This window comes from Acidocella sp. MX-AZ02 (genome assembly GCF_000306035.1).
Lineage (GTDB): Bacteria > Pseudomonadota > Alphaproteobacteria > Acetobacterales > Acetobacteraceae > Acidocella > Acidocella facilis.
In genome coordinates this window covers 750,005-769,150 of record NZ_JH976207.1, presented here as the reverse complement: position 1 = coordinate 769,150, position 19,146 = coordinate 750,005, and the positions used below count along the sequence as shown (strand labels likewise).

The window sequence follows — 19,146 nt, the reverse complement described above, 5'->3', positions numbered from 1 at the left end:
CTTACCTCATTTCCTCAACCGGCGTGACGCCGAGCACGGCCAGTGCCGAGCGAAGCACGATGGCGGTCGCCGCCACAAGCCCGATCCGCGCTGCGGTCTCCGCAGGCTTGTCCTCCTGCAGGAAGCGCAGGGCGGCGTTATCGCGCCCGGCATTCCACAGCGCATGGAAATCCGAAGCCAGATCATACAGGAAAAACGCCACGCGATGCGGCTCGCGCGCCTCCGCCGCCTGCTCGACCAGACGCGGCCAGGTGAGCAGCCGGCGCAGCAGCGCCATCTCTTCCGGCGCGGTGAGGGTGGAGAAATCCGCCTCGGCGGAAGGCGCGGGGGCGGCGCGCAACACCGAGCGCGCCCGCGCATGCGCGTATTGCACATAGAAAACCGGGTTTTCGCGGGTCTGCGCCACGGCGGCGTTGAGGTCGAACTCCATCTGCGCGTCGGATTTGCGCATCAGCATCAGGAAACGCACCGCATTCGGCCCGACCTCGTCGATCAGATCCCGCAGCTCGACGAAGGTGCCGGCGCGCTTGGACATTTTGACCGGCTCGCCATCCTTCATCACCTTGACGATCTGGCAGAGCACCACATCCAGCCGGCCGCCGGAGAGCGCCTTCACCGCCGCCTGCATGCGCTTCACATAGCCGCCATGGTCGGCGCCCAGCACGTCGATCAGATCGGCCTGGGGGCCGCGGATGATCTTGTCGTTATGATAGGCGATGTCGTTGGCGAAATAGGTGTAGCTGCCGTCGGATTTGGAGACGGGACGGTCCACGTCGTCGCCATATTCGGTGGAGCGGAACAGCTCCTGCTCGCGCGGCTCCCAGTCTTCCGGGGTTTTGCCCTTGGGCGGCTCCAGAATGCCGCGATAGATCAGGCCTTTTTCGCGCAGCGCATCCAGCCCGCGCTCCACCCCGCCATTTTCCACCAGCGCGCGCTCGGAGGAGAAGACGTCGTGATGCACGCCCAAGGCGGCCAGATCCTCACGGATCATGCCCATCATGTGCTCGATGGCGAAATCCCGGAACAGATCCAGCCATGCGGCTTCCGGAGTCTCGGCGTACTTGTCGCCGTATTTTTCCGCCAGCGCCTGGCCGATGGGGATGAGATAGGCGCCGCCATATTGCATGCCGCCTTGCACGCTCTCGATATAGGCGGCAGTCGACCGGCCGAGCGCCTCGAGATACCGGACATAGCTGGAGCGGGCCAAAGCCTGCACCTGGGCCCCGGCATCGTTGACGTAATATTCCTTGACCACGTCATGCCCGGCCTTGCGCAGCAGATTGGCCAGCGCATCGCCCACCACCGCCCCCCGGCAATGGCCGACATGCAGCGGCCCGGTGGGGTTGGCGGAGACGTATTCAACGTTGATCTTGCCCGGCCGCGCCGCGCCCTGGCCATAGGCTTCCTGGGCGGTGAGGATCACCGGGAGCTGGGCCAGCAGCAAGGCGGGCGAGAGGGTGAGGTTGACGAAGCCCGGCCCCGCCGCCTCAGCCTTTTCGATGCCGTGCTGGCCGGACAGTGCTTCCACCAGCCCGACCGCCAGCTCACGCGGGTTTTTGCCGGCCGGCTTGGCGGCGATCATCGCGGCGTTGGTCGCCATATCGCCATGCGCGGCATCCTTGGTGGGGGTGACCTCCACCCGTGCCAGGATTTCCGGGGCGAGGCCCGGGGCCAGTGTTTCAAGGGCGGCCAGCACCTTGCCGCGCAGCACGGCAAACAGATTTTCGTCTTGCATCTTGTCTCTCAAGCGGGAACCGAGGGATCGGTCAAACGGGAAAATTCGTCCTGGGCGTAGCGGTCGGTCATGCCGGCCACATAATCGCGCACGGCGGCGGCGGCTTGCGGGGTTTCGGGCTTGCCGGCGCGGGCGCGCCAATCATCGGGCAGCAGCTCCGGGCGCTTCAGCAGCAGGCTGCCCAGCGTGCGGGTGACATGGCTGCATTTATAATTCATCCGGTTCAGCTTCCAATGCCGGTACATGCGGGCCATCAGGAAGCGCTTCAGCGCGATATTGGCCTGGCGGATTTCCTCGGAGAAGCCGATCACCGCCCCCGCATGGGCGCGGATATCCGCGCAGGAAGTGGGGGCCAGCGCGGCCAAGCGGCGCCCGCTTTCGGCCAGCGTGTCATGCACCAGGCAATTGATCACCCGGCGGCTCAGCTCGGCGCGGATGCGCTGGGGCTGGTCGGTGAGCTTGCGGGCATCGCGCAGCAGATCGCCGATCACCGGCAGTTCCAGAATATCCTCGAAGGCGAACAGCCCGGCGCGCAGCCCATCATCCAGGTCGTGGGTGTTATAGGCGATATCGTCGGAGAAGGCGGCGATCTGCGCCTCGCCGGAGGTCTGCCGGGCGAGGTCGAGATCATGCGCTTCGTTGAAGGCCGCGATGGTGGGCGGCGGGTTTTTCAGCGGGCCATTATGTTTGGCCAGCCCCTCCAGGCTCTCCCAGGTCAGGTTCAGCCCGTCAAAGGCCGCGTAGCGCTGCTCAAGCTGGGTGACGACACGGAAGCTCTGGTCATTATGGTCGAAGCCGCCAAACTCCTTCAGCGCCTCGTCCAGCCCGGTCTCGCCGGCATGGCCGAAGGGCGGATGGCCGAGATCATGCGCCAAAGCCAGGCATTCGGTGAGGTCTTCATCGAAGCGCAAGGCGCGGGCGATGGCGCGGGCGATCTGCGCCACTTCCAGGCTGTGGGTCAGCCGCGTGCGGTAGAAATCCCCCTCGCGGTTGATGAAGACCTGGGTTTTATATTGCAGCTTGCGAAAGGCCGAGCTGTGCACCACGCGGTCGCGGTCGCGCTGGAAGGGGCTGCGCTCGTCCGAGCGCGCCTGGTCATGCACGCGGCCGCGGCTTTCGCCTTCCTGCACGGCATAGGGGGCTTTCTCCATAGGCAGGGCTTTAGAACAGCGTGGCCTTACCTCCAAGGGGGCGACACGCTATATAAGCGCCATGAGCGACGTGATTGCCCCTTTCGCCATTTCCGCCGCCGCCGCCGCCCGGGTGGCGGAAATCCTGGCTGACGACCCCAGCGCCCAGGCGCTGCGGGTTGAGGTTCTGGCCGGCGGCTGCTCCGGCCTGCAATATAAATTCGACCTCACCGCCGCCAGCGCGCCGGATGATCTGGTGTTGGAGCGCGACGGCGCGAAAGTGTTGGTGGACCCGGTGAGCCTGGATTTCCTGGCCGGGGCCGAGCTGGATTTCAAGGACAGCCTGATGGGCGCGCATTTCCTGGTGAAGAACCCGAATGCCACCGCCTCCTGCGGCTGCGGCACCTCCTTTTCGGTCGACTGACCCCTCCCCGTGCTGAAAATCACCACCTGGAATGTGAATTCCGTGCGCACGCGCGAGGCGCATGTCGCCTCATTTCTGGAACGCGAACAGCCGGATTTCCTGCTGCTGCAGGAGATCAAATGCGAGGCGCACCAGTTCCCCGGCATGGCCTTCTCTGCCCTTGGCTATGAGGCGGAGATTGTCGGCCAGAAATCCTATAATGGTGTCGCCATCCTGCATAAGGGGGGGGTGGAGGTGACGCATCGCCGCCTGCCCGGCATGGGCGAGGCGGATGCGCATTCACGCTTTGTCGAAGTGAAGGCGGCGGGCATGCGCATTGGCGGGCTGTATCTGCCCAATGGCAATTCCGGCGGCGAGGCGGGCTACCAGTATAAGCTGCACTGGATGGCGGCACTGCGCGAACATGCAACGGCGCTGATGGCGGCGGATGAGGATTTCATCCTGGCCGGGGATTATAATGTCTGCCCGACCGACGCGGATTTCGCGCCGCGCGCCCTGCCGGCGAATGATGCGCTGATCCGCCCGGAAACCCGGGCCGCCTTCCATGCGCTGCTGCATACCGGGCTGACCGAGGCGGTGCGGGCCCTGCATCCCAAGGACACGCTTTATACGTTTTGGGATTATCAGGGCGGGGCGTGGGACCGGAATATCGGGCTGCGGATCGACCATGCTTTGCTCTCGCCCAGGCTGGCGGAGCGGTTGCAGCATGTGATTATTCACAAGGATGAGCGGGGAAAAACCCAGCCCAGCGACCATGTCCCAGTGTCAGTGATCCTGGAGTCATAAAAGTTTTTGGGGGTGTGGGGCGTTTTTTCAAAAACGCCCCATTTCTTCCTTAAACGTGAAAGCTCTCGCCACAACCGCAGCGGCCTTTCTCGTTCGGGTTCTCAAAGGTGAAGCCGCGCGTCAGCTTGTCTTCCTTATAATCCATCACGGTGCCGATCAGGAACAAGGTGGCCTTGCGGTCCACCAGCACGGTCAGATCCTGGCTCTTCACCACCTCATCGGTGGCGGCGGGTGCTTCCACCCAGTCCATCTCGTAGGACATGCCCGAGCAGCCCTTGGTGCCGACGGAGATGCGCAAAAGCTTGCCCTTCTCGGCGCCATCATAGAGCTTGCGCAGCCGGGAAGCGGCGGCGTCGCTGAGTGACATCAAAGGCGGCAGCTCGCGTTTTTTCGGCGCGGTGGTGTAGGTTACATCCATGGCTTCACCTCAAAACATGTTCAGCATGAGCCGGGCTTCCTCGCTCATGCGGCTCTGGTCCCAGGCCGGGTCCCAGACGGTGTCGACCGTGATATCGCCAACCCCGTCGATCTGCGCGATGGCATCGCGCACCATCTCCGGCAGCTCCTGGGCGGAGGGGCAGCCAGGGGCGGTCAGCGTCATCTCGATTTTCACATTGCCATTATCGGCAATCTCGATGGCGTAAATCAGCCCCAGCTCGTAGATATTCACCGGGATTTCCGGATCATACACGGTACAGATCGCGCCGATCACCGCTTCCTCGGAAACGCGCGGCGGGCTTTCGCCGTCGGGCGTCCAGCTGGTCACCGGCTGCATCCGCTCGGGTTCGTGCTTGTCTTCAGTCATGGTCTCTATCTCCTGCGCCGGGATCTCCGGCGAGGCTGGCTCTGAGGGCGCTCCAGGGGAGGGTCGCGCACCGAAGCCGGGAAGGATATTGCGCAATGCCTGCAAGCGCATTCAGATCTCCCAAATCCGGGTTTTCCTGCCCGGTCCTTACAAGTTGCTCGAAACTCTCTGCCAATATGGCGATCTCGCCGGCATTTTTGCCGGTGGCCGCATCGCACATCAGCTCCGCGCTGGCGGCAAGGATGGCGCAGCCGACCGCCTCATGCCGGTAGGCGGAGCCAACGCGGAAGATGCTGACCTGGTCTCCGCACATGCGGTTCTCTCCCGCCCCCATCGCATCGAACGCAGCCGGCCGGCCCGCATGGCGCGGGTGGCGGGCGCGGTCGAGCACGATGGAGTCGTAGAGCGCCTCGTTCATGCGAAAATCTTGCGCACCCGCTCAAGCCCGGTTGCCAGCGCGTCGATCTCCTCGGGCAGCGTGTATAGCCCGAAGCTGGCGCGCGCGGTGCTGGTGACACCCAGCCGGCCCATCAGCGGCTCGGCGCAATGATGCCCGGCGCGCACGGCAATGCCCTGGCGGTCCAGCAGCGTGGCGATGTCATGCGCATGCGCATCCTTCATCACGAAGGAGATCACCCCGCCGCGATCCTGCGCGCTGCCAAGGATACGCAGCCCCTCGATCTGGCTCAGGACGCCGAGCGCATGTTCGGTGAGGTGACGCTCATGCTCGGCAATCGCATCGAACCCGACAGCGCGAACATAATCAATGGCGGCCCCCAGCCCGATGGTCTCGATGATCGCCGGGGTGCCGGCCTCGAAGCGGTGCGGCGGCTTCGCCCAGGTCGATTTCTGGTAGCCGACGCTGGCGATCATGTCGCCACCGCCCATGAAAGGCGGCATCTGCTCCAGAATCTCCGCCTTGGCGTAGAGCACGCCAATGCCGGTGGGGCCGTAGAGCTTATGGCCGGAAAACACGTAGAAATCCGCATCGATGGCGCGGACATCGACAGCGCGATGCACGATCGCCTGCGCGCCATCCAGCATGATTTTCGCCCCGCGCTCATGCGCGAAGGCCGCCAGACGCTCCACCGGCGTGTAGGTGCCCAGCACGTTGGACATATGGGTGAGCGAGAGCAGCTTCACCTTGCCGTCCGCGAACACCTGCTCCAGCGAGTCCCAGTCCAGCTCACCGGACTCGGTGATTTTGACGATGCGCAGCGCGGTGCCGTGGGCATCGCGCAGCATCTGCCAGGGAACGAGATTGGCGTGATGCTCCATCTCGGAGACCGCCACCGCATCGCCGGGCTGCAGCGCGCTGCGTCCCCATGTGTAGGCGACGAGGTTCACACTTTCGGTGGCGTTGCGGGTGAAAACAATCTCATCGCGCGAGCCGGCATTGATCAGCTCCGCCACCTTGTCGCGCACCGCCTCATACGCATCCGAGGCTTTCTCGGACATATAATGCAGGCCGCGATGGACGTTGGCATATTGCGCTTCCATCACGAAGCGCATCGCCTCGATCACCTGTTTCGGCTTCTGTGCGGAGGCGCCGGAATCCAGAAACACGAAAGGCTTGCCATGCACTTTCTGCGAGAGGATGGGGAAATCCTCACGCAGCTTGTGCACATCCAAGGGCTGGGTGGCCAGGCTCATTGCTTGCCCCACCAGCTTTCCAGCGCATCCTCGAAGATCGCCCGGGAGGCGTCATGCGTCACCGGCTCCAGCGCTTCCTCAAGGAAGGCGCGGATCAGGATCTGCCGTGCGTCCGCCTCAGGGATGCCGCGCGAGCGCAGATAGAAGACCTGCTCCTCATCCAGCGCGCCGATGGTGGCACCGTGCGAGCATTTCACGTCATCCGCGAAAATCTGCAGCTCGGGCTTGATGTCCATCTCCGCATCCGGGGAGAGCAGAAGCGCCTGGCTCATCTGATAGCCATCGGTCTTCTGGGCGATCTGGTCCACCTCGATCTTGCCCTGGAAAACACCGCGGGCCTTGCCGGCCAGCACGGATTTCACCGTCTGGCGGGAGGGACAGTTGGGCGCCTTGTGGCGGATGATGGTGGTGAAATCGCCATGCTGGGCGCCGCCGAGCAGCTGGGCCGCGTTGAGATGCGCCAGCGCCGTCTCGCCAACCAGATCCGCCTCGATCTCGGTGCGCGACAATTTTGCGCCGAGCGTCAAGGTGAAATGCTCGTAGGCGGCGGCTTGCGCGATGCGCGCGCGGATCGAGGTGATGTTGAACGCCTCAACACTTTCCTGCTGCAGGCGGAAATGCTGCAAGGTCGCCCCTTGCGCGACATCGATGTCGAACAGCGCATTCTGCCAGTACACGCCTTCGCCCTTGTCGATCTCGATGATCGTCAGCTTCGCCCCCTGCCCCAGCGTCACGCGGTGGCGCGGGTGGAAGGCGAAGGGGGTGGCACCCGAAGCCTGCGAGATCAGCAGCACTTCACCGGCATCAACCCCGTCCGGCACCTCGATGTTGATGCCGTCCTTGGCGTTGGCCGCGTTGATCAGCGCCATCGGCTGCGCGCCCTGTTCCTGCACCGGCGCGAATGGCTTCGCGTAGGCAAAGGCGGTGGAGAGCGCCGCGTTCAGCGTGCCGTTGAGAAAGACGAAGCGCGGAAACGGCAGGTCCGGCAGGTCCGGAGCGGCCGCCATGGCCGGCGGGGCACCGAATTCAGTGCTGGAAATCTGGCGCAGATCGGTAAAACGCCAGGCCTCCAGCTTACGGGTGGGAAGGGCGGTCATGCTCAGGCGGCTTCCAGCCCGACATAGCCGCTGGCTTCCAGCTCCTTGGCCAGATCAGCATTGCCCGAACGCACGATCTTCCCGTTCGCCAGCACATGCACCACGTCCGGCACGATATGGTCGAGCAGGCGCTGATAATGGGTGATGACCAGGGCGGAGAATTTTTCGCTGCGCAGCGCGTTCACGCCTTCCGCGACGATCTTCAGCGCATCGATATCCAGCCCGGAATCGGTCTCATCGAGGATCGCCAGGCCCGGCTTCAACAGCGCCATCTGCAGCATCTCATTGCGCTTCTTCTCACCGCCGGAGAAGCCGACATTGACGTTGCGCTTGAGGAAATCCTCTTTCATCGCCAACTGCTTCACCGCGGCGCGGGCCTGCTTCAGGAAGGCCACCGCATCCAGCTCTTCCTCACCGCGGCTGCGGCGGATGGCGTTCAGCGCGGTGCGCAGGAAGTTGGCATTGCCCACACCCGGCAGCTCCACCGGATATTGGAACGCCAGGAACAGCCCGGCAGCGGCGCGCTCTTCGGGCTCCATCTCCAGGATGTTCTGGCCGTTATAAATCGCCTCACCTTCCGTCACCTCATAGCCGTCGCGGCCGGAGAGCACGTAGGAGAGCGTGGATTTGCCGGCACCGTTCGGGCCCATGATGGCATGGATCTCGCCATCGGGGATGGTGAGCGTCACGCCCTTGAGGATTTCCGCATCGCCGATCCGCGCATGCAAATTCTTGATCTCGAGCATCAGCCCACCGAACCTTCCAGAGAAACAGCTAGTAGTTTTTGTGCCTCAACGGCGAATTCCATCGGCAATTCCTTCAGCACATCCTTGCAGAAGCCATTGACGATCAGCCCCACCGCATCCTCTTCCGAGAGTCCGCGCGAGCGGCAATAAAAGAGCTGGTCCTCGGCGATCTTGGAGGTGGTCGCTTCATGCTCCACCTTGGCCGAGGCATTGCGGTTTTCGATATAGGGCACCGTATGCGCGCCGCACTGATCGCCGATCAGCAAGCTATCGCACTGGGTGAAGTTGCGCGCACCGGAGGCGCCGGGCAGAATTTTCACCTGGCCGCGATAGGTGTTGTTGGATTTCCCGGCGGAAATGCCCTTGGAGATGATCGTGCTGCTGGTGTTCTTGCCGATATGGATCATCTTGGTGCCGGTATCGGCCTGCTGATGCCCGTTGGTGACGGCAACCGAATAGAACTCACCCACCGAGCCCTCGCCCTGCAGGATGCAGGATGGATATTTCCAGGTGATCGCCGAGCCGGTTTCCACCTGGGTCCAGGAGATTTTGGAATTCTTTCCCCGGCAGGCGCCGCGCTTGGTCACGAAGTTGTAGATCCCGCCCTTGCCGTCGGCATCGCCAGGATACCAGTTCTGCACGGTGGAATATTTGATCTTGGCGTCATCCATCGCCACCAGCTCAACCACGGCGGCGTGCAGCTGGTTTTCGTCGCGCATCGGCGCGGTGCAACCTTCGAGGTAGGAGACGGAGGCACCATCCTCGGCGATGATCAGCGTACGCTCGAACTGCCCGGTATTGCGGGCATTGATGCGGAAATAGGTGGAAAGCTCCATCGGGCATTTCACCCCCTTGGGGATGAAGACGAAGCTGCCATCGGAGAACACGGCGGAGTTCAGCGCGGCGAAGTAATTATCACCCGCCGGCACCACGGAGCCGAGATATTTGCGCACCAGCTCGGGATGCTCGCGCACCGCCTCGGAAATCGGGCAGAAGATCACCCCGGCCTTGGCCAGCGTGTCACGGAAGGTGGTGGCAACGGAGACGCTGTCGAACACCGCATCCACGGCGACACCCGCCAGGGCGGCGCGCTCATTCAGCGGGATGCCCAGCTTCTCATAGGTGCGCAGCAGCTCCGGATCGACCTCATCGAGGGATTTCGGCGCGGCTTTGGCCGGGGCGGCGTAATAATAGAGATCCTGATACGCGATCGGCGCGTGATGGATGCGCGCCCAGCTCGGCTCTTCCATCTTCAGCCAGGCCTCATAGGCCTTCAGCCGCCATTCCAGCAGCCAGGCGGGCTCGCCTTTCTTGGCGGAAATCATCCTTACGATATCGGGAGAGAGCCCTTTCGGGAATTCCTCCATCTCGATCTCGGTGGTGAACCCGTATTTATATTTTTGCGCCGCCAGGTCCTGGATGACGGCATCGGTCGTGCTGGACATGCTCAAACAACCTCATTGATCGCGGGTCCTGGCACACGCAAGGCGCGCGGCACGGAGGCCGCGGCCATGTCGGCCAGGGAGATGTGAGACAGGGCGCCACGAATGGCGTCATTCACCGGATCCCAGCGCCCAGCCACCGGGCAGAGCGACTGGCTGTCGCACTGGCCGCTGGCCCCCTCCACGCAGGAGGTGAGCGCGATGGGGCCGTCGATGGCGAAAATCACCTCGGAGACCGAAATCTCCGCCAGCGGCCGGCCAAGCCGGTAGCCGCCACGCGCGCCGCGGGTGGAAATCACCAGCCCCTGCCCCGCCAAAACCTTCAAAACCTTGGCGATGGTGGGCTCCGGTATGCCGGTGCCGGCGGCGATGCCGGGAGACGTCTCCACGCCCTCGGCCGTGCCCAAGCGCACCAGCGCGGCCACCGCATAATCGGTCAGGCGTGAGAGTTTCAGCATGGCAACCCCGTCAAACAGGACAATTCCAGTCCTGTTTCCCAATTGGGGCAAGTCGGGCGCAGCGTCAAGCGCCGGTTACGCAATGTTGCGCTGCATGTAAAGCCGCGCGGTTCAGCCCAGCCGGTCGATGATCCCCGGCAGGTCGGAGGGGTGTTCGGCCCGGGCATCGCCCTGGCCCTCGCCATAGCCCCAGGGGCAGAAGATCGCCGGCAGGCCCAGCCCGGCGGCGGCTTTCATGTCGTTGGCGTGGTCGCCGACCATGATCGCATCCGTCACCTCCAGGGCCGAGAGCACGGCGGCCAGATGGCGCGGGTCCGGCTTGCGGTAGGGGGTGGAATCCCCGCCCAGCACGGCGCCGAAGAAGCGGTTGAGGTCGAGCGCGGCCAAAACCTCGCGGGTGGCATGCATCGGCTTGTTGGTGCACACGCCAAGCGGCCGGCCCTGCGCCCGCAGCGCCTCCAGGGCCGGGATGATGCCGTCATAGATCACGGTATGCTTCACCGGATCGACGCCATAAAGCGCCATGAAGCGCTCCTGCTGGGCGGGCTGGGCCTGTTGCCCATAAAAGGCAAAAGCGCGCTCGACCAGCACCTTGGCGCCGTCGCCGATCATGCCATGCACCGTCCCCAGGCTCAGAGCCGGGTGGCCGGCCTCGGTGATGACGACGTTCAGCTTGGCGGCAATGTCCGGCGCCGCGTCGATCAAGGTGCCATCCAGATCGAAGATCACCGCGCGCATGAAATACTCCGTCGTATTATTTGATTCTCCTGTCCTTTGACATAAACCGCCCGCCAGGGCTACCGCAGATGCGAGATCACAGAGAGGTTACAGGCGCATGTGCGGAATCGTTGGTGTTGTGGGTCATGCCGAAGCCGCCCCCCTGCTGCTGGGCGGGCTGCAGCGCCTGGAATATCGCGGTTATGATTCCGCGGGCATCGCGACCCTGGTCAACGGCCATATCGACCGGCGCCGGGCCGAGGGCAAGCTGAAGAACCTGGCCGGGGTGCTGGAGGCGGAACCGCTGGCGGGCACCACCGGCATCGGCCATACGCGCTGGGCCACCCATGGCGCGCCCACCGTCGGCAACGCGCACCCGCACGCCACCGCCCGGGTGGCCGTGGTGCATAACGGCATCATCGAAAACCATGCCGCGCTGCGCACGGAGCTGGAGGGCAAGGGCCAGAGCTTCGTCACCGAGACCGATACCGAAGTGGTGGCGCAGCTGGTGGATTACCTGCTGCAGACCGGCTTGCCCCCCATCGAGGCGGCCTCCCAGACCTTCGCCCGGCTGGAGGGCGCCTATGCGCTGGCGCTGATTTTCGCCGGGCATCAGGATCTGGTGATCGGCGCGCAGCGCGGCGCGCCGCTGGCGGTGGGGTTCGGGGCGGAGGAGATGTATCTCGGCTCCGACGCTCTGGCCCTGGCGCCGCTGACCCGCGAGATCGCTTATCTGGAGGATGGCGACTGGGTGGTGGTGACCGCCAAGGGCGCCACCTTCCATGACGAGCATAACCATGTCGTGCTGCGCCAGAAGAAGCTGACGGCGCTGACCGGGGCGGCCATCGGCAAGGGTAATTTCCGGCACTTCATGGAAAAGGAGCTGCATGAGCATCCGGTGGTGATCGGCGATGTGCTGCACCGCATGCTGGAGGGCGAGGCCCCGCGCCTGCCGCCTTTGCCCTTCGACCTCGCCGGCATCAAGCGCATCACCATGAGCGCCTGCGGCTCTGCCTTCTATGCCGGGCTCACCGCCAAATTCTGGCTGGAAAACCTCGCCCGGGTGCCGGTGGAGGCGGATGTGGCCAGCGAATTCCGCTACCGCGCCCCGCCGATGGAGCCGGGCGGGCTGGGGCTGCTGGTCAGCCAGAGCGGCGAGACCGCCGATACGCTGGCGGCGTTGCGCTATATGAAGGCCGAGGGGCAAAAGATCCTCTCGGTGCTGAACGTGCCCGAGAGCACCATGGCGCGCGAGAGCGACGCGATTTTGGAGACCATCGCCGGGCCGGAGATCGGGGTGGCCAGCACCAAGGCTTTCACCGCGCAGATGACGACGCTGGCGGTGTTCGCCCTGGCCCTGGCCCGGGCCAAGGGCACGCGGGGCGAGGCCGAGATTGCCCGGCTGGCCGCCGCCTTGCTGGAAGTGCCGGCGAAAGCCGCCGAAATCCTCGCCAATGAGGCGCCGATCCAGAAGCTGGCGGCGCGCATCGCCGAGGCGCGGGATGTGCTCTATCTCGGCCGCGGCGGGTGCTTCCCCATCGCCCTGGAAGGCGCGCTGAAGCTCAAGGAAATCTCCTATATCCATGCCGAGGGCTATGCCGCCGGCGAGATGAAGCACGGGCCGATCGCGCTGATCGATAAATCCGTGCCGGTGATCGCCATCTGCCCCTCCGGGCCGCTCTTCGAGAAGACCGCCTCGAATTTGCAGGAGGCAGCGGCGCGCGGCGGGCAGATCGTGGTGTTCTCCGATGCGGCCGGCGCCTCCAAGCTGGCGCCAATCGCGGCGGAGACGATCTTGCTCCCGCCCATCGACCCGTTCGCGGCGCCGATCCTGCACGCGATTCCGGTGCAGATGCTGGCCTATCATGTCGCGGTGCTGAAAGGCACCGATGTGGACCAGCCGCGCAACCTGGCGAAATCCGTCACGGTGGAGTGACGGACGGGATTTAGAGCAATATGTGTTTAGGTTGACGCGCCAGCGTCAAGACAAACACATGAAATTGCTCGCTAAAACAAAACCTAGAGCATCAAGCTAAAAGCTTGATGCTCTAAGAAATCTGAAAATTCGCCGCAGCGCGACGAATTTTTACCCGCCGCTTACCGGGAATAAAATTTGGCAAGATTGTGTTTTTGCGTTTGATGCCAGGCGCCAATTCCGCCTATGGTTGTTCATCCGAGAACAAAGGGTGGGAACGATGAAACAGCTCCACACACTCTCTGCCGCTTCCCGGATTGTCGCGCTGAAGACCCAGCTTGCTGGCGCCGGCAGTCACGCGCAGGAACGTATCTATATCGAAGATGGCTGGGTATTTCGCGAACATCACGGCAAATATGTCGAATGTATCTGCCGGAGCGATGAAATCGTGAAACCGGCGGACGGGCCGCAAAGCCTGCGTACCGGCCGGGGTTGACCCGGCCGAAACCCGGCACGCCGGCGCTTATTCCCCTGTCGGTTGCTTGGTGGTGCCGCCCGGCCCGGCGATGGGGACGGGCGAACCGATCGTCGCGGTCGGGTGCAGGGCAATTTGCGGCAGGGTCGGGTTATTCGGCAGGGTGGGCTGGGTGCCGGCGGGCTTGTGCGCGGCTTTCGGCGCCGGCGCGCTGCTGGGCGGCTTCGCCAGGCCGGGCTGAACCACCGAGCTGTTGGGATTTTGGGTAATGGTCGCCGTACCCGTCGTGGCGCTCTGCGCCAGGGCGGCGCTGCCCAGCCCCATCGCCATCATCAGTCCCAGAGAGGATCTACCCAACGACAACCGGACCATCGCACGCTCCTTACATCTCGGTCATCTGAGATATAGGCATAGACCGGCGGATTTTCATATGCGCGAACCGGTTATGTTTGCGTATCGGTCCGGCTTGCGGCACCTCTTGCGCTTTCACCGCCACACCCTAATTTGCCACCATGGCGCCTCCCCTTCCCCCGGTTTCGTGCAGTTGGCCGGCCCAGCGCCTGGCCGACGGAGACGCCCCGCAGGCGGTGGCGCGGCAACTGGCGGAAGAGACGCCGATCAGCCTCAGCTACAATACCATGCGCCACGCGGTGATGATGGCCACAGCCCGGGATATCGAGGATTTCTGCGTCGGCTTCTCGCTGACGGAAGGCATCGTGGCGCGGGCCGAGGAGATCCGCTCCATCGCCCTGACCGCCGGCCCGGAGGGGATCACGGCCGATCTGCGCATCCCGGCCGAGGCGTTTCATAGGCTGATGCAGGCGGCGCGGCGCACCGTGGTGGGCCGCACTGGCTGCGGGGTTTGCGGGGTGGAGGATGCGGGCCAGATTTTGCGGCCCTTGCCCCGCGTGCCGGACGGGAAGCCGGCATCGCTGGCCGCCATCCGCCATGCGTTGGGCACGTTGGAGACGCATCAGGCGCTGAACCGCGACGTGCATATGGTGCATGGCGCCGCCTGGTGCGGGCCGGACGGGGAGATCAGGCTGATCCGCGAGGATGTCGGCCGGCATAATGCGCTGGACAAGCTGATCGGGGCGGGGATGCGCGGCGGGGTCGATTTCGCCGATGGGTTCTGCCTGCTGACCTCGCGCTGCTCTTACGAGATGGTGCAGAAGGCGGTGATTGCCGGGATGCGCGCAATTGTGGCGATTTCCGCGCCCACCGGCCTGGCGCTGCGGGTGGCGGAGCAGGCGGGGATGACGGTGCTGGCGATCGCGCGGCGCGATGGCCAGATTTTGTTCACGGGAACTATAGCGGAATAAAGCTGTTTGGCGCCGCGTTTCTGAACCTTGGGCAGGCTGACATTGCCCGCCCCCACAATATTGTCTGGGTCTGAGGCGGGTGATATCGGCAAAACTTTTATAACTTTATGCCGTGGCTTTGGAAACGGTAATCAGGTCCGGCTTTCATGTGGGCGGCGTTTGTTTTAAATGCTCGCCCATGAAGAGATTGCTCGCCACCTCCCTGCTCGCCCTGCTCCCCGCCACCGCCCTGGCCGCCGGCCCGACCGCCCTTGGCCCCAATGGCGGCAAATATGGCGATTGGACAGCCGCAACCTATGGCACTGGCGCGGCCAAGATCTGCTACGCCTTCACCACTGTGCAAAGCGCCAAGCCGGCCATTGCCTCACGCGGCAAGGTGATGCTGACCGTGACCAACCGCAAAGGCTCCGCCAACGAGGTCTCCGTCACCGCCGGCTATGATTACCCCAAGGACGCGAAGGTGAAGCTGAGCGTCGGTCCCCAGGATTTCGGTTTCTACACCCAGAAGAACGTCGCTTTTACCGCCGATGGCGCGAAAGCCGTGGCCGCGTTCAAATCCGGCAATGACGCGGTCGTCACCAGCCCCGGGCCGAGGGGCAAGATCACCGTCACCGACCAGTTCTCCCTCTCCGGCTTCTCAGCCGCCTACAAGGCGATATCCGACGCATGTCATTGACACTCGACCTCACCGCCGCCGAGCGCGAGCGCATCCTCGCCAAGGCGGCGCATTTCTCGCCGCCGCCGCATATTCTGCCGGATGGGCGGCGGGATCTGGTCGGGCTCTCGCGCGAGGAGCTGCTGGAGGAGGTGGCGGCGTTCGGCGAGAAGCCGTTCCGCGCCAAGCAGCTCTGGCACTGGATCTATCACCAGGGCGTGCGGGATTTCGCGGCAATGTCCAACATCGCCAAGCCCTTGCAGGAGAAGCTGGCGCAGCGCTTCGTCATCGGGCGGCCGGAGGTGGCGACCGACCAGCTCTCCAAGGACGAGACCCGCAAATTCCTGTTCCGCTTCCGCGACCATGAGGCGGTGGAGACGGTGTATATTCCGGACCGCCAGGAAGATCGCGGCGCGGTCTGCCTCTCCTCCCAGGTGGGCTGCACCCTCTCCTGCCGCTTCTGCCATACCGGCACCCAGCGCCTCTCGCGCAACCTCTCGGCGGCGGAGATTGTCGGCCAGTTCATGGCGGCGCGCGATGCCTATGGCGAGTGGCCGAGCCCGCGCGGCGAAACCCCGCGTTTGCTCTCCACCATCGTGCTGATGGGCATGGGCGAACCGCTTTATAATTACGAGAACGTCGCCAAGGCGATGAAGATCATCATGGATGGCGAGGGCATCGCGCTCTCGCGCCGGCGCATTACCCTCTCCACCTCCGGCGTGGTGCCGATGATGGACCGGGCGGGCGAGGAGCTGGGGGTAAACCTGGCGGTGTCGCTGCATGCGGTGCGCGATGATCTGCGCGACGAGCTGGTGCCGCTGAACCGCAAATACCCGATCAAGGAGCTGATCGAGGCGTGCCATCGCTATCCCGGCGCCTCGAACGCGCGGCGGATCACGTTTGAATATGTGATGCTGCGCGGGGTGAATGATTCCGAGGCGGAGGCGCATGAGCTGGTGCGGCTGATCGCCGGATTGCCGGCGAAGGTGAATCTGATCCCCTTCAACCCCTGGCCGGGCTCGGCCTATCAGCCTTCGACGCCGGAGGCGCTGAAGAAATTTGCGGCGATCGTGATGCAGGCGGGCTATGCCTCGCCGATCCGCACCCCGCGCGGGCGCGATATTCTGGCCGCGTGCGGGCAGTTGAAGAGCGACGTCGAAAAGCAGAACGCGGCGGAATAAGTATAAAAGTTTTTGGTGCCGCTTTTTTCAAAAAGCGGCGAAGAGGCCGGGGCGTGTGCAACGCCGTCGTCAACACCCCAGACGTTTTGCAGCCCTTTTTGAAAAAAGGGCTGCACCCCAAAAACTTTTGCAACTTTTTCAGGCCGTCGGCACGCCCGGCGGCTGGACCGGCTGGGCGGGCTGCGGCGGCCGGGTCTCAATGATTGCGGGGCTGGCACCCATCGCCGGTGCCGCGGGCGTATCCGGCGGCGGCGAGGCCAGGCAGCCGCGCACGGTGTTGGCACAGAACGCATCCACCGCCGCCACCGCATCCTTCTCGCCCACATACCGCACCGACGTCACCTTGCCGTCATCCACCCGGAAAATCGTATGGCAATAGCCGCCATAGGATTTGCTGATTCCGCCAATCAGCGGAATGGTCAGCCCGGTCGAGCTGGTCGAGGTCGCGTAATAGGTGAGAATATCGGTGCCGCCGAAACTGGCTTTCTCATCCGGCACCCCCGCGCAGGTCTCCAGCTGTAATTCCGTCAGCCCGACCAGCTGGTGCTGCGCCTTCAGCGCCACCCGCGAATCATTCAACGCACAGCCGCCCAGGCCCAGCAATGTCAGCAAAATCATATGCCGCATGAAGATCCTTTCCCTGCCGTATGGGTTTGCTTAACCAAGCCATCCACGCCCGCCCACCACCAAAACATGAAGACGAAGTAAGGCGTTACCACGCCGCAACACCCACGCCCCTGCGCCGCAACATAAGCTTACCTTTGGAAAGCCTTATTTTCGCTTGAACATGGTCATCTTCTCCCGACATCTCCGGCTGAGGATGGCCAAAGCGAAGACAGGAGACCGAGATATGGGCGTGTATCTGATCAGTGGCGGGGCCAAGGGCATCGGGGCCGGCATCGCGACGAAATTGCTGGCGGACGGGCATCGTGTCGTCATCGCCGACAAGGCCAAGCCCGAGAGCAGCGCCGCCCGCGCGGTGATCTGCGATGTCTCGGACCCCGCGCAGGTCGCCAGCCTGTTCACCGGCATCGAGGCGGTGGAGGAGCGGCTGGACGGCATCATCTGCAATGCCGGCTTCATGATCCGCAAGCCACTGGAAGAGCTGACGCCGGAGGAATTCAACGCGGTGCTGGCCACCAACCTCACCAGCGCCTTTCTGCTGGTGCGTTGCGGCGCCAAGATGCTGCGCGCCAGCAAGGGCGCGGTGGTCACCATCGCCTCCACCCGCGCCCATATGTCCGAACCGGATACGGAATCCTACGCCGCCTCCAAAGGCGGGCTGGTGGCACTCACCCATGCGCTGGCGGTCAGCCTGGGGCCCGATATTCGGGTGAACTGCATTTCGCCGGGCTGGATCGATACCGGCCATTACCCGATCCGCCCCGAGGACGACGCCCAGCACCCGGCCGGGCGCGTCGGCAAAGTGGAAGATATCGCCAATCTGGCGGCGTTTCTGCTGGGGCCGGATGCGGAATTCATCACCGGGGCGGAGTTCACCGTTGATGGGGGGATGACCCGGAAGATGATTTATGCCGAATAGATTTGACATTCGACTGTGTTTAGATATATCTAAAACTATCTAAACCATCAGAAGGATGAATCCTCTTATGAAACCCCATCATTTTTCCGGCCATTGGCACGAACATCCCGGCCGTCGCTTCATGCGCGACATGCGTGAGCGGCTGGAGGAGCGTGACACGCGGCACCATCGCGGCGGCCGGCTGAAGCGCCTGCTCGAACATGGTGATCTGCGGCTGCTGCTGCTGAACCTGATCAATGAAAGCCCGCGTCATGGCTATGAGCTGATCAAGGCGATCGAGGAGCTGACCGGCGGCGCCTATGTGCCCAGCCCCGGCGTGATCTACCCGACCCTCACCATGCTCGAGGAGATGGGCCAGGTTGAGGCGACAACCGAAGGCGCGAAGAAGCTCTTCACCATCACCGAAGCCGGGCGCGAAATGCTCAACCGCTCGCGTCCGGTGCTGGATGCGATGCTGGAGCGGATCAGCCTCGCCAGCCCGTCCCATGCCTCGGTGCTGCCGGTGCGACGGGCGATGGAGAATCTGCGCACGGCGCTGCGGATGCGCTTTGGCGGCCGCGATGCCGATGCACAGACATTGGCCCAGGTGACCGAGATGATCGACGATCTGGTGCGCAAGATCGAGGCGCTCTGAGCCGAGACGACCCGCGCGGGGGAAGCCCCGCGCCTGACGACCAAGGCGGGCGCGCTGCCCGCCTCCAGGAGAGAAGGAGACCGCGACGCATGAATGCCACGGCCATCATCCCCACCGCGCAGGCGCGGGACTATCTTGGGCAATTTGTCAGCCATTTCGCACCCCGGCTGCCGGCGCTGCGCGAGGCGGACAACAGCGCCGGGGAGGTCAGCTTTTCCGCTGGCCTCTGCACGCTGGACGCGGATGCGCGCAAGCTCTCCATCATTGTCAATGCGGGTGACGCGCAGGCGCTGGAGGCGTTGAAGCGCACCATCGACCAGCATTTGCTGCTTCTGGCGGCGCAGGAGGAGCTGGCGATTGAATGGAACGAGCACCCGGCGCCGGAGGGCTGATTGAATCATTTGCAAAAGTGTTTTGGTGCCGCTTTT

At 64.0% G+C, this 19,146-nt stretch carries 23 protein-coding genes; 10 read left to right on the top strand and 13 right to left on the bottom strand.

Annotation, left to right across the window (positions count from 1 at the left end; genetic code table 11):
* Nucleotide 1: 1 nt before the first annotated feature.
* On the bottom strand, nucleotides 2–1,735 hold the full coding sequence (argS, locus tag MXAZACID_RS03815) for an arginine--tRNA ligase (RefSeq protein ID WP_008492767.1): 1,734 nt from the start codon (nucleotides 1,733–1,735) through the stop codon (nucleotides 2–4).
* 8 nt (nucleotides 1,736–1,743) lie between these two features.
* Entirely contained in the window at nucleotides 1,744–2,886 is a 1,143-nt protein-coding gene (locus tag MXAZACID_RS03810) for a deoxyguanosinetriphosphate triphosphohydrolase (protein WP_008492766.1), read from the bottom strand.
* 61 nt (nucleotides 2,887–2,947) lie between these two features.
* Between MXAZACID_RS03810 and erpA the strand changes: the two genes are divergently transcribed.
* Complete coding sequence (gene erpA / locus MXAZACID_RS03805) at nucleotides 2,948–3,289, top strand: iron-sulfur cluster insertion protein ErpA (RefSeq protein ID WP_008492765.1); 342 nt, start codon at nucleotides 2,948–2,950, stop codon at nucleotides 3,287–3,289.
* A 9-nt stretch (nucleotides 3,290–3,298) separates the two neighbouring features.
* Complete coding sequence (locus MXAZACID_RS03800) at nucleotides 3,299–4,075, top strand: exodeoxyribonuclease III (protein ID WP_008492764.1); 777 nt, start codon at nucleotides 3,299–3,301, stop codon at nucleotides 4,073–4,075.
* 49 nt (nucleotides 4,076–4,124) lie between these two features.
* On the opposite strand, the gene MXAZACID_RS03795 is transcribed toward MXAZACID_RS03800, so the two are convergent.
* The 9 genes from MXAZACID_RS03795 to MXAZACID_RS03755 form a co-directional block, all read right to left on the bottom strand.
* Nucleotides 4,125–4,493 (bottom strand): iron-sulfur cluster assembly accessory protein, encoded by a 369-nt coding sequence (locus MXAZACID_RS03795; RefSeq protein ID WP_008492762.1) that lies wholly within the window; start codon nucleotides 4,491–4,493, stop codon nucleotides 4,125–4,127.
* Nucleotides 4,494–4,502: 9 nt separating this feature from the next.
* The gene (locus MXAZACID_RS03790; protein WP_039884706.1) at nucleotides 4,503–4,880 is read right to left on the bottom strand and encodes an SUF system Fe-S cluster assembly protein; all 378 of its coding nucleotides are present in this window, start codon (nucleotides 4,878–4,880) and stop codon (nucleotides 4,503–4,505) included.
* Nucleotides 4,873–5,298 carry a Fe-S cluster assembly sulfur transfer protein SufU gene (gene sufU / locus MXAZACID_RS03785; RefSeq protein WP_008492759.1) on the bottom strand — a complete coding sequence of 142 codons (426 nt, stop codon included), beginning with the start codon at nucleotides 5,296–5,298 and terminating at the stop codon, nucleotides 4,873–4,875. The genes MXAZACID_RS03790 and sufU overlap by 8 nt, the downstream gene beginning before the upstream one ends.
* Nucleotides 5,295–6,533 carry a cysteine desulfurase gene (locus MXAZACID_RS03780; RefSeq protein WP_008492758.1) on the bottom strand — a complete coding sequence of 413 codons (1,239 nt, stop codon included), beginning with the start codon at nucleotides 6,531–6,533 and terminating at the stop codon, nucleotides 5,295–5,297. Before MXAZACID_RS03780 ends, sufU begins: the two co-directional genes overlap by 4 nt.
* Nucleotides 6,530–7,630, bottom strand: coding sequence for a Fe-S cluster assembly protein SufD (sufD, locus tag MXAZACID_RS03775; protein WP_008492757.1), 1,101 nt, complete (start codon nucleotides 7,628–7,630; stop codon nucleotides 6,530–6,532). The genes MXAZACID_RS03780 and sufD overlap by 4 nt, the downstream gene beginning before the upstream one ends.
* A gap of 2 nt (nucleotides 7,631–7,632) precedes the next feature.
* Nucleotides 7,633–8,376 carry a Fe-S cluster assembly ATPase SufC gene (sufC, locus tag MXAZACID_RS03770; protein ID WP_008492756.1) on the bottom strand — a complete coding sequence of 248 codons (744 nt, stop codon included), beginning with the start codon at nucleotides 8,374–8,376 and terminating at the stop codon, nucleotides 7,633–7,635.
* Nucleotides 8,376–9,821 (bottom strand): Fe-S cluster assembly protein SufB, encoded by a 1,446-nt coding sequence (gene sufB, locus MXAZACID_RS03765; RefSeq protein ID WP_008492755.1) that lies wholly within the window; start codon nucleotides 9,819–9,821, stop codon nucleotides 8,376–8,378. The genes sufC and sufB overlap by 1 nt, the downstream gene beginning before the upstream one ends.
* A gap of 2 nt (nucleotides 9,822–9,823) precedes the next feature.
* On the bottom strand, nucleotides 9,824–10,276 hold the full coding sequence (locus MXAZACID_RS03760) for an Rrf2 family transcriptional regulator (protein ID WP_008492753.1): 453 nt from the start codon (nucleotides 10,274–10,276) through the stop codon (nucleotides 9,824–9,826).
* A gap of 111 nt (nucleotides 10,277–10,387) precedes the next feature.
* Entirely contained in the window at nucleotides 10,388–11,014 is a 627-nt protein-coding gene (locus MXAZACID_RS03755; RefSeq protein WP_008492752.1) for an HAD family hydrolase, read from the bottom strand.
* Nucleotides 11,015–11,111: 97 nt separating this feature from the next.
* Between MXAZACID_RS03755 and glmS the strand changes: the two genes are divergently transcribed.
* Together glmS and MXAZACID_RS18700 are read left to right on the top strand one after the other, a co-directional pair.
* Nucleotides 11,112–12,929 (top strand): glutamine--fructose-6-phosphate transaminase (isomerizing), encoded by a 1,818-nt coding sequence (gene glmS, locus MXAZACID_RS03750; RefSeq protein WP_008492751.1) that lies wholly within the window; start codon nucleotides 11,112–11,114, stop codon nucleotides 12,927–12,929.
* 259 nt (nucleotides 12,930–13,188) lie between these two features.
* Nucleotides 13,189–13,404 carry a hypothetical protein gene (locus tag MXAZACID_RS18700; protein WP_008492750.1) on the top strand — a complete coding sequence of 72 codons (216 nt, stop codon included), beginning with the start codon at nucleotides 13,189–13,191 and terminating at the stop codon, nucleotides 13,402–13,404.
* Between the two features lie 27 nt (nucleotides 13,405–13,431).
* On the opposite strand, the gene MXAZACID_RS03740 is transcribed toward MXAZACID_RS18700, so the two are convergent.
* Nucleotides 13,432–13,755 (bottom strand): hypothetical protein, encoded by a 324-nt coding sequence (locus MXAZACID_RS03740; RefSeq protein ID WP_144052641.1) that lies wholly within the window; start codon nucleotides 13,753–13,755, stop codon nucleotides 13,432–13,434.
* 140 nt (nucleotides 13,756–13,895) lie between these two features.
* Between MXAZACID_RS03740 and fdhD the strand changes: the two genes are divergently transcribed.
* The 3 genes from fdhD to rlmN all read left to right on the top strand — a co-directional run bounded on the left by fdhD (nucleotide 13,896) and on the right by rlmN (nucleotide 16,541).
* The gene (gene fdhD, locus MXAZACID_RS03735) at nucleotides 13,896–14,705 is read left to right on the top strand and encodes a formate dehydrogenase accessory sulfurtransferase FdhD (RefSeq protein WP_039884703.1); all 810 of its coding nucleotides are present in this window, start codon (nucleotides 13,896–13,898) and stop codon (nucleotides 14,703–14,705) included.
* A 178-nt stretch (nucleotides 14,706–14,883) separates the two neighbouring features.
* Entirely contained in the window at nucleotides 14,884–15,381 is a 498-nt protein-coding gene (locus MXAZACID_RS03730; protein ID WP_039884702.1) for an invasion associated locus B family protein, read from the top strand.
* Nucleotides 15,372–16,541, top strand: coding sequence for a 23S rRNA (adenine(2503)-C(2))-methyltransferase RlmN (gene rlmN, locus MXAZACID_RS03725; protein ID WP_039884701.1), 1,170 nt, complete (start codon nucleotides 15,372–15,374; stop codon nucleotides 16,539–16,541). The genes MXAZACID_RS03730 and rlmN overlap by 10 nt, the downstream gene beginning before the upstream one ends.
* A 138-nt stretch (nucleotides 16,542–16,679) precedes the next feature.
* Here the strand turns inward: rlmN and MXAZACID_RS03720 are convergent, their stop codons facing one another.
* Nucleotides 16,680–17,168 (bottom strand): hypothetical protein, encoded by a 489-nt coding sequence (locus MXAZACID_RS03720; protein WP_008492744.1) that lies wholly within the window; start codon nucleotides 17,166–17,168, stop codon nucleotides 16,680–16,682.
* A gap of 223 nt (nucleotides 17,169–17,391) precedes the next feature.
* Between MXAZACID_RS03720 and MXAZACID_RS03715 the strand changes: the two genes are divergently transcribed.
* The 3 genes from MXAZACID_RS03715 (at nucleotide 17,392) to MXAZACID_RS03705 (ending at nucleotide 19,110) form a co-directional block, all read left to right on the top strand.
* Nucleotides 17,392–18,084 carry an SDR family oxidoreductase gene (locus MXAZACID_RS03715; RefSeq protein ID WP_008492743.1) on the top strand — a complete coding sequence of 231 codons (693 nt, stop codon included), beginning with the start codon at nucleotides 17,392–17,394 and terminating at the stop codon, nucleotides 18,082–18,084.
* A 67-nt stretch (nucleotides 18,085–18,151) separates the two neighbouring features.
* The gene (locus MXAZACID_RS03710; protein ID WP_008492742.1) at nucleotides 18,152–18,718 is read left to right on the top strand and encodes a PadR family transcriptional regulator; all 567 of its coding nucleotides are present in this window, start codon (nucleotides 18,152–18,154) and stop codon (nucleotides 18,716–18,718) included.
* 89 nt (nucleotides 18,719–18,807) lie between these two features.
* Nucleotides 18,808–19,110: a DUF2218 domain-containing protein gene (locus tag MXAZACID_RS03705; protein ID WP_008492741.1), complete on the top strand. Its 303-nt coding sequence runs from the start codon at nucleotides 18,808–18,810 to the stop codon at nucleotides 19,108–19,110.
* Nucleotides 19,111–19,146 lie beyond the last annotated feature (36 nt).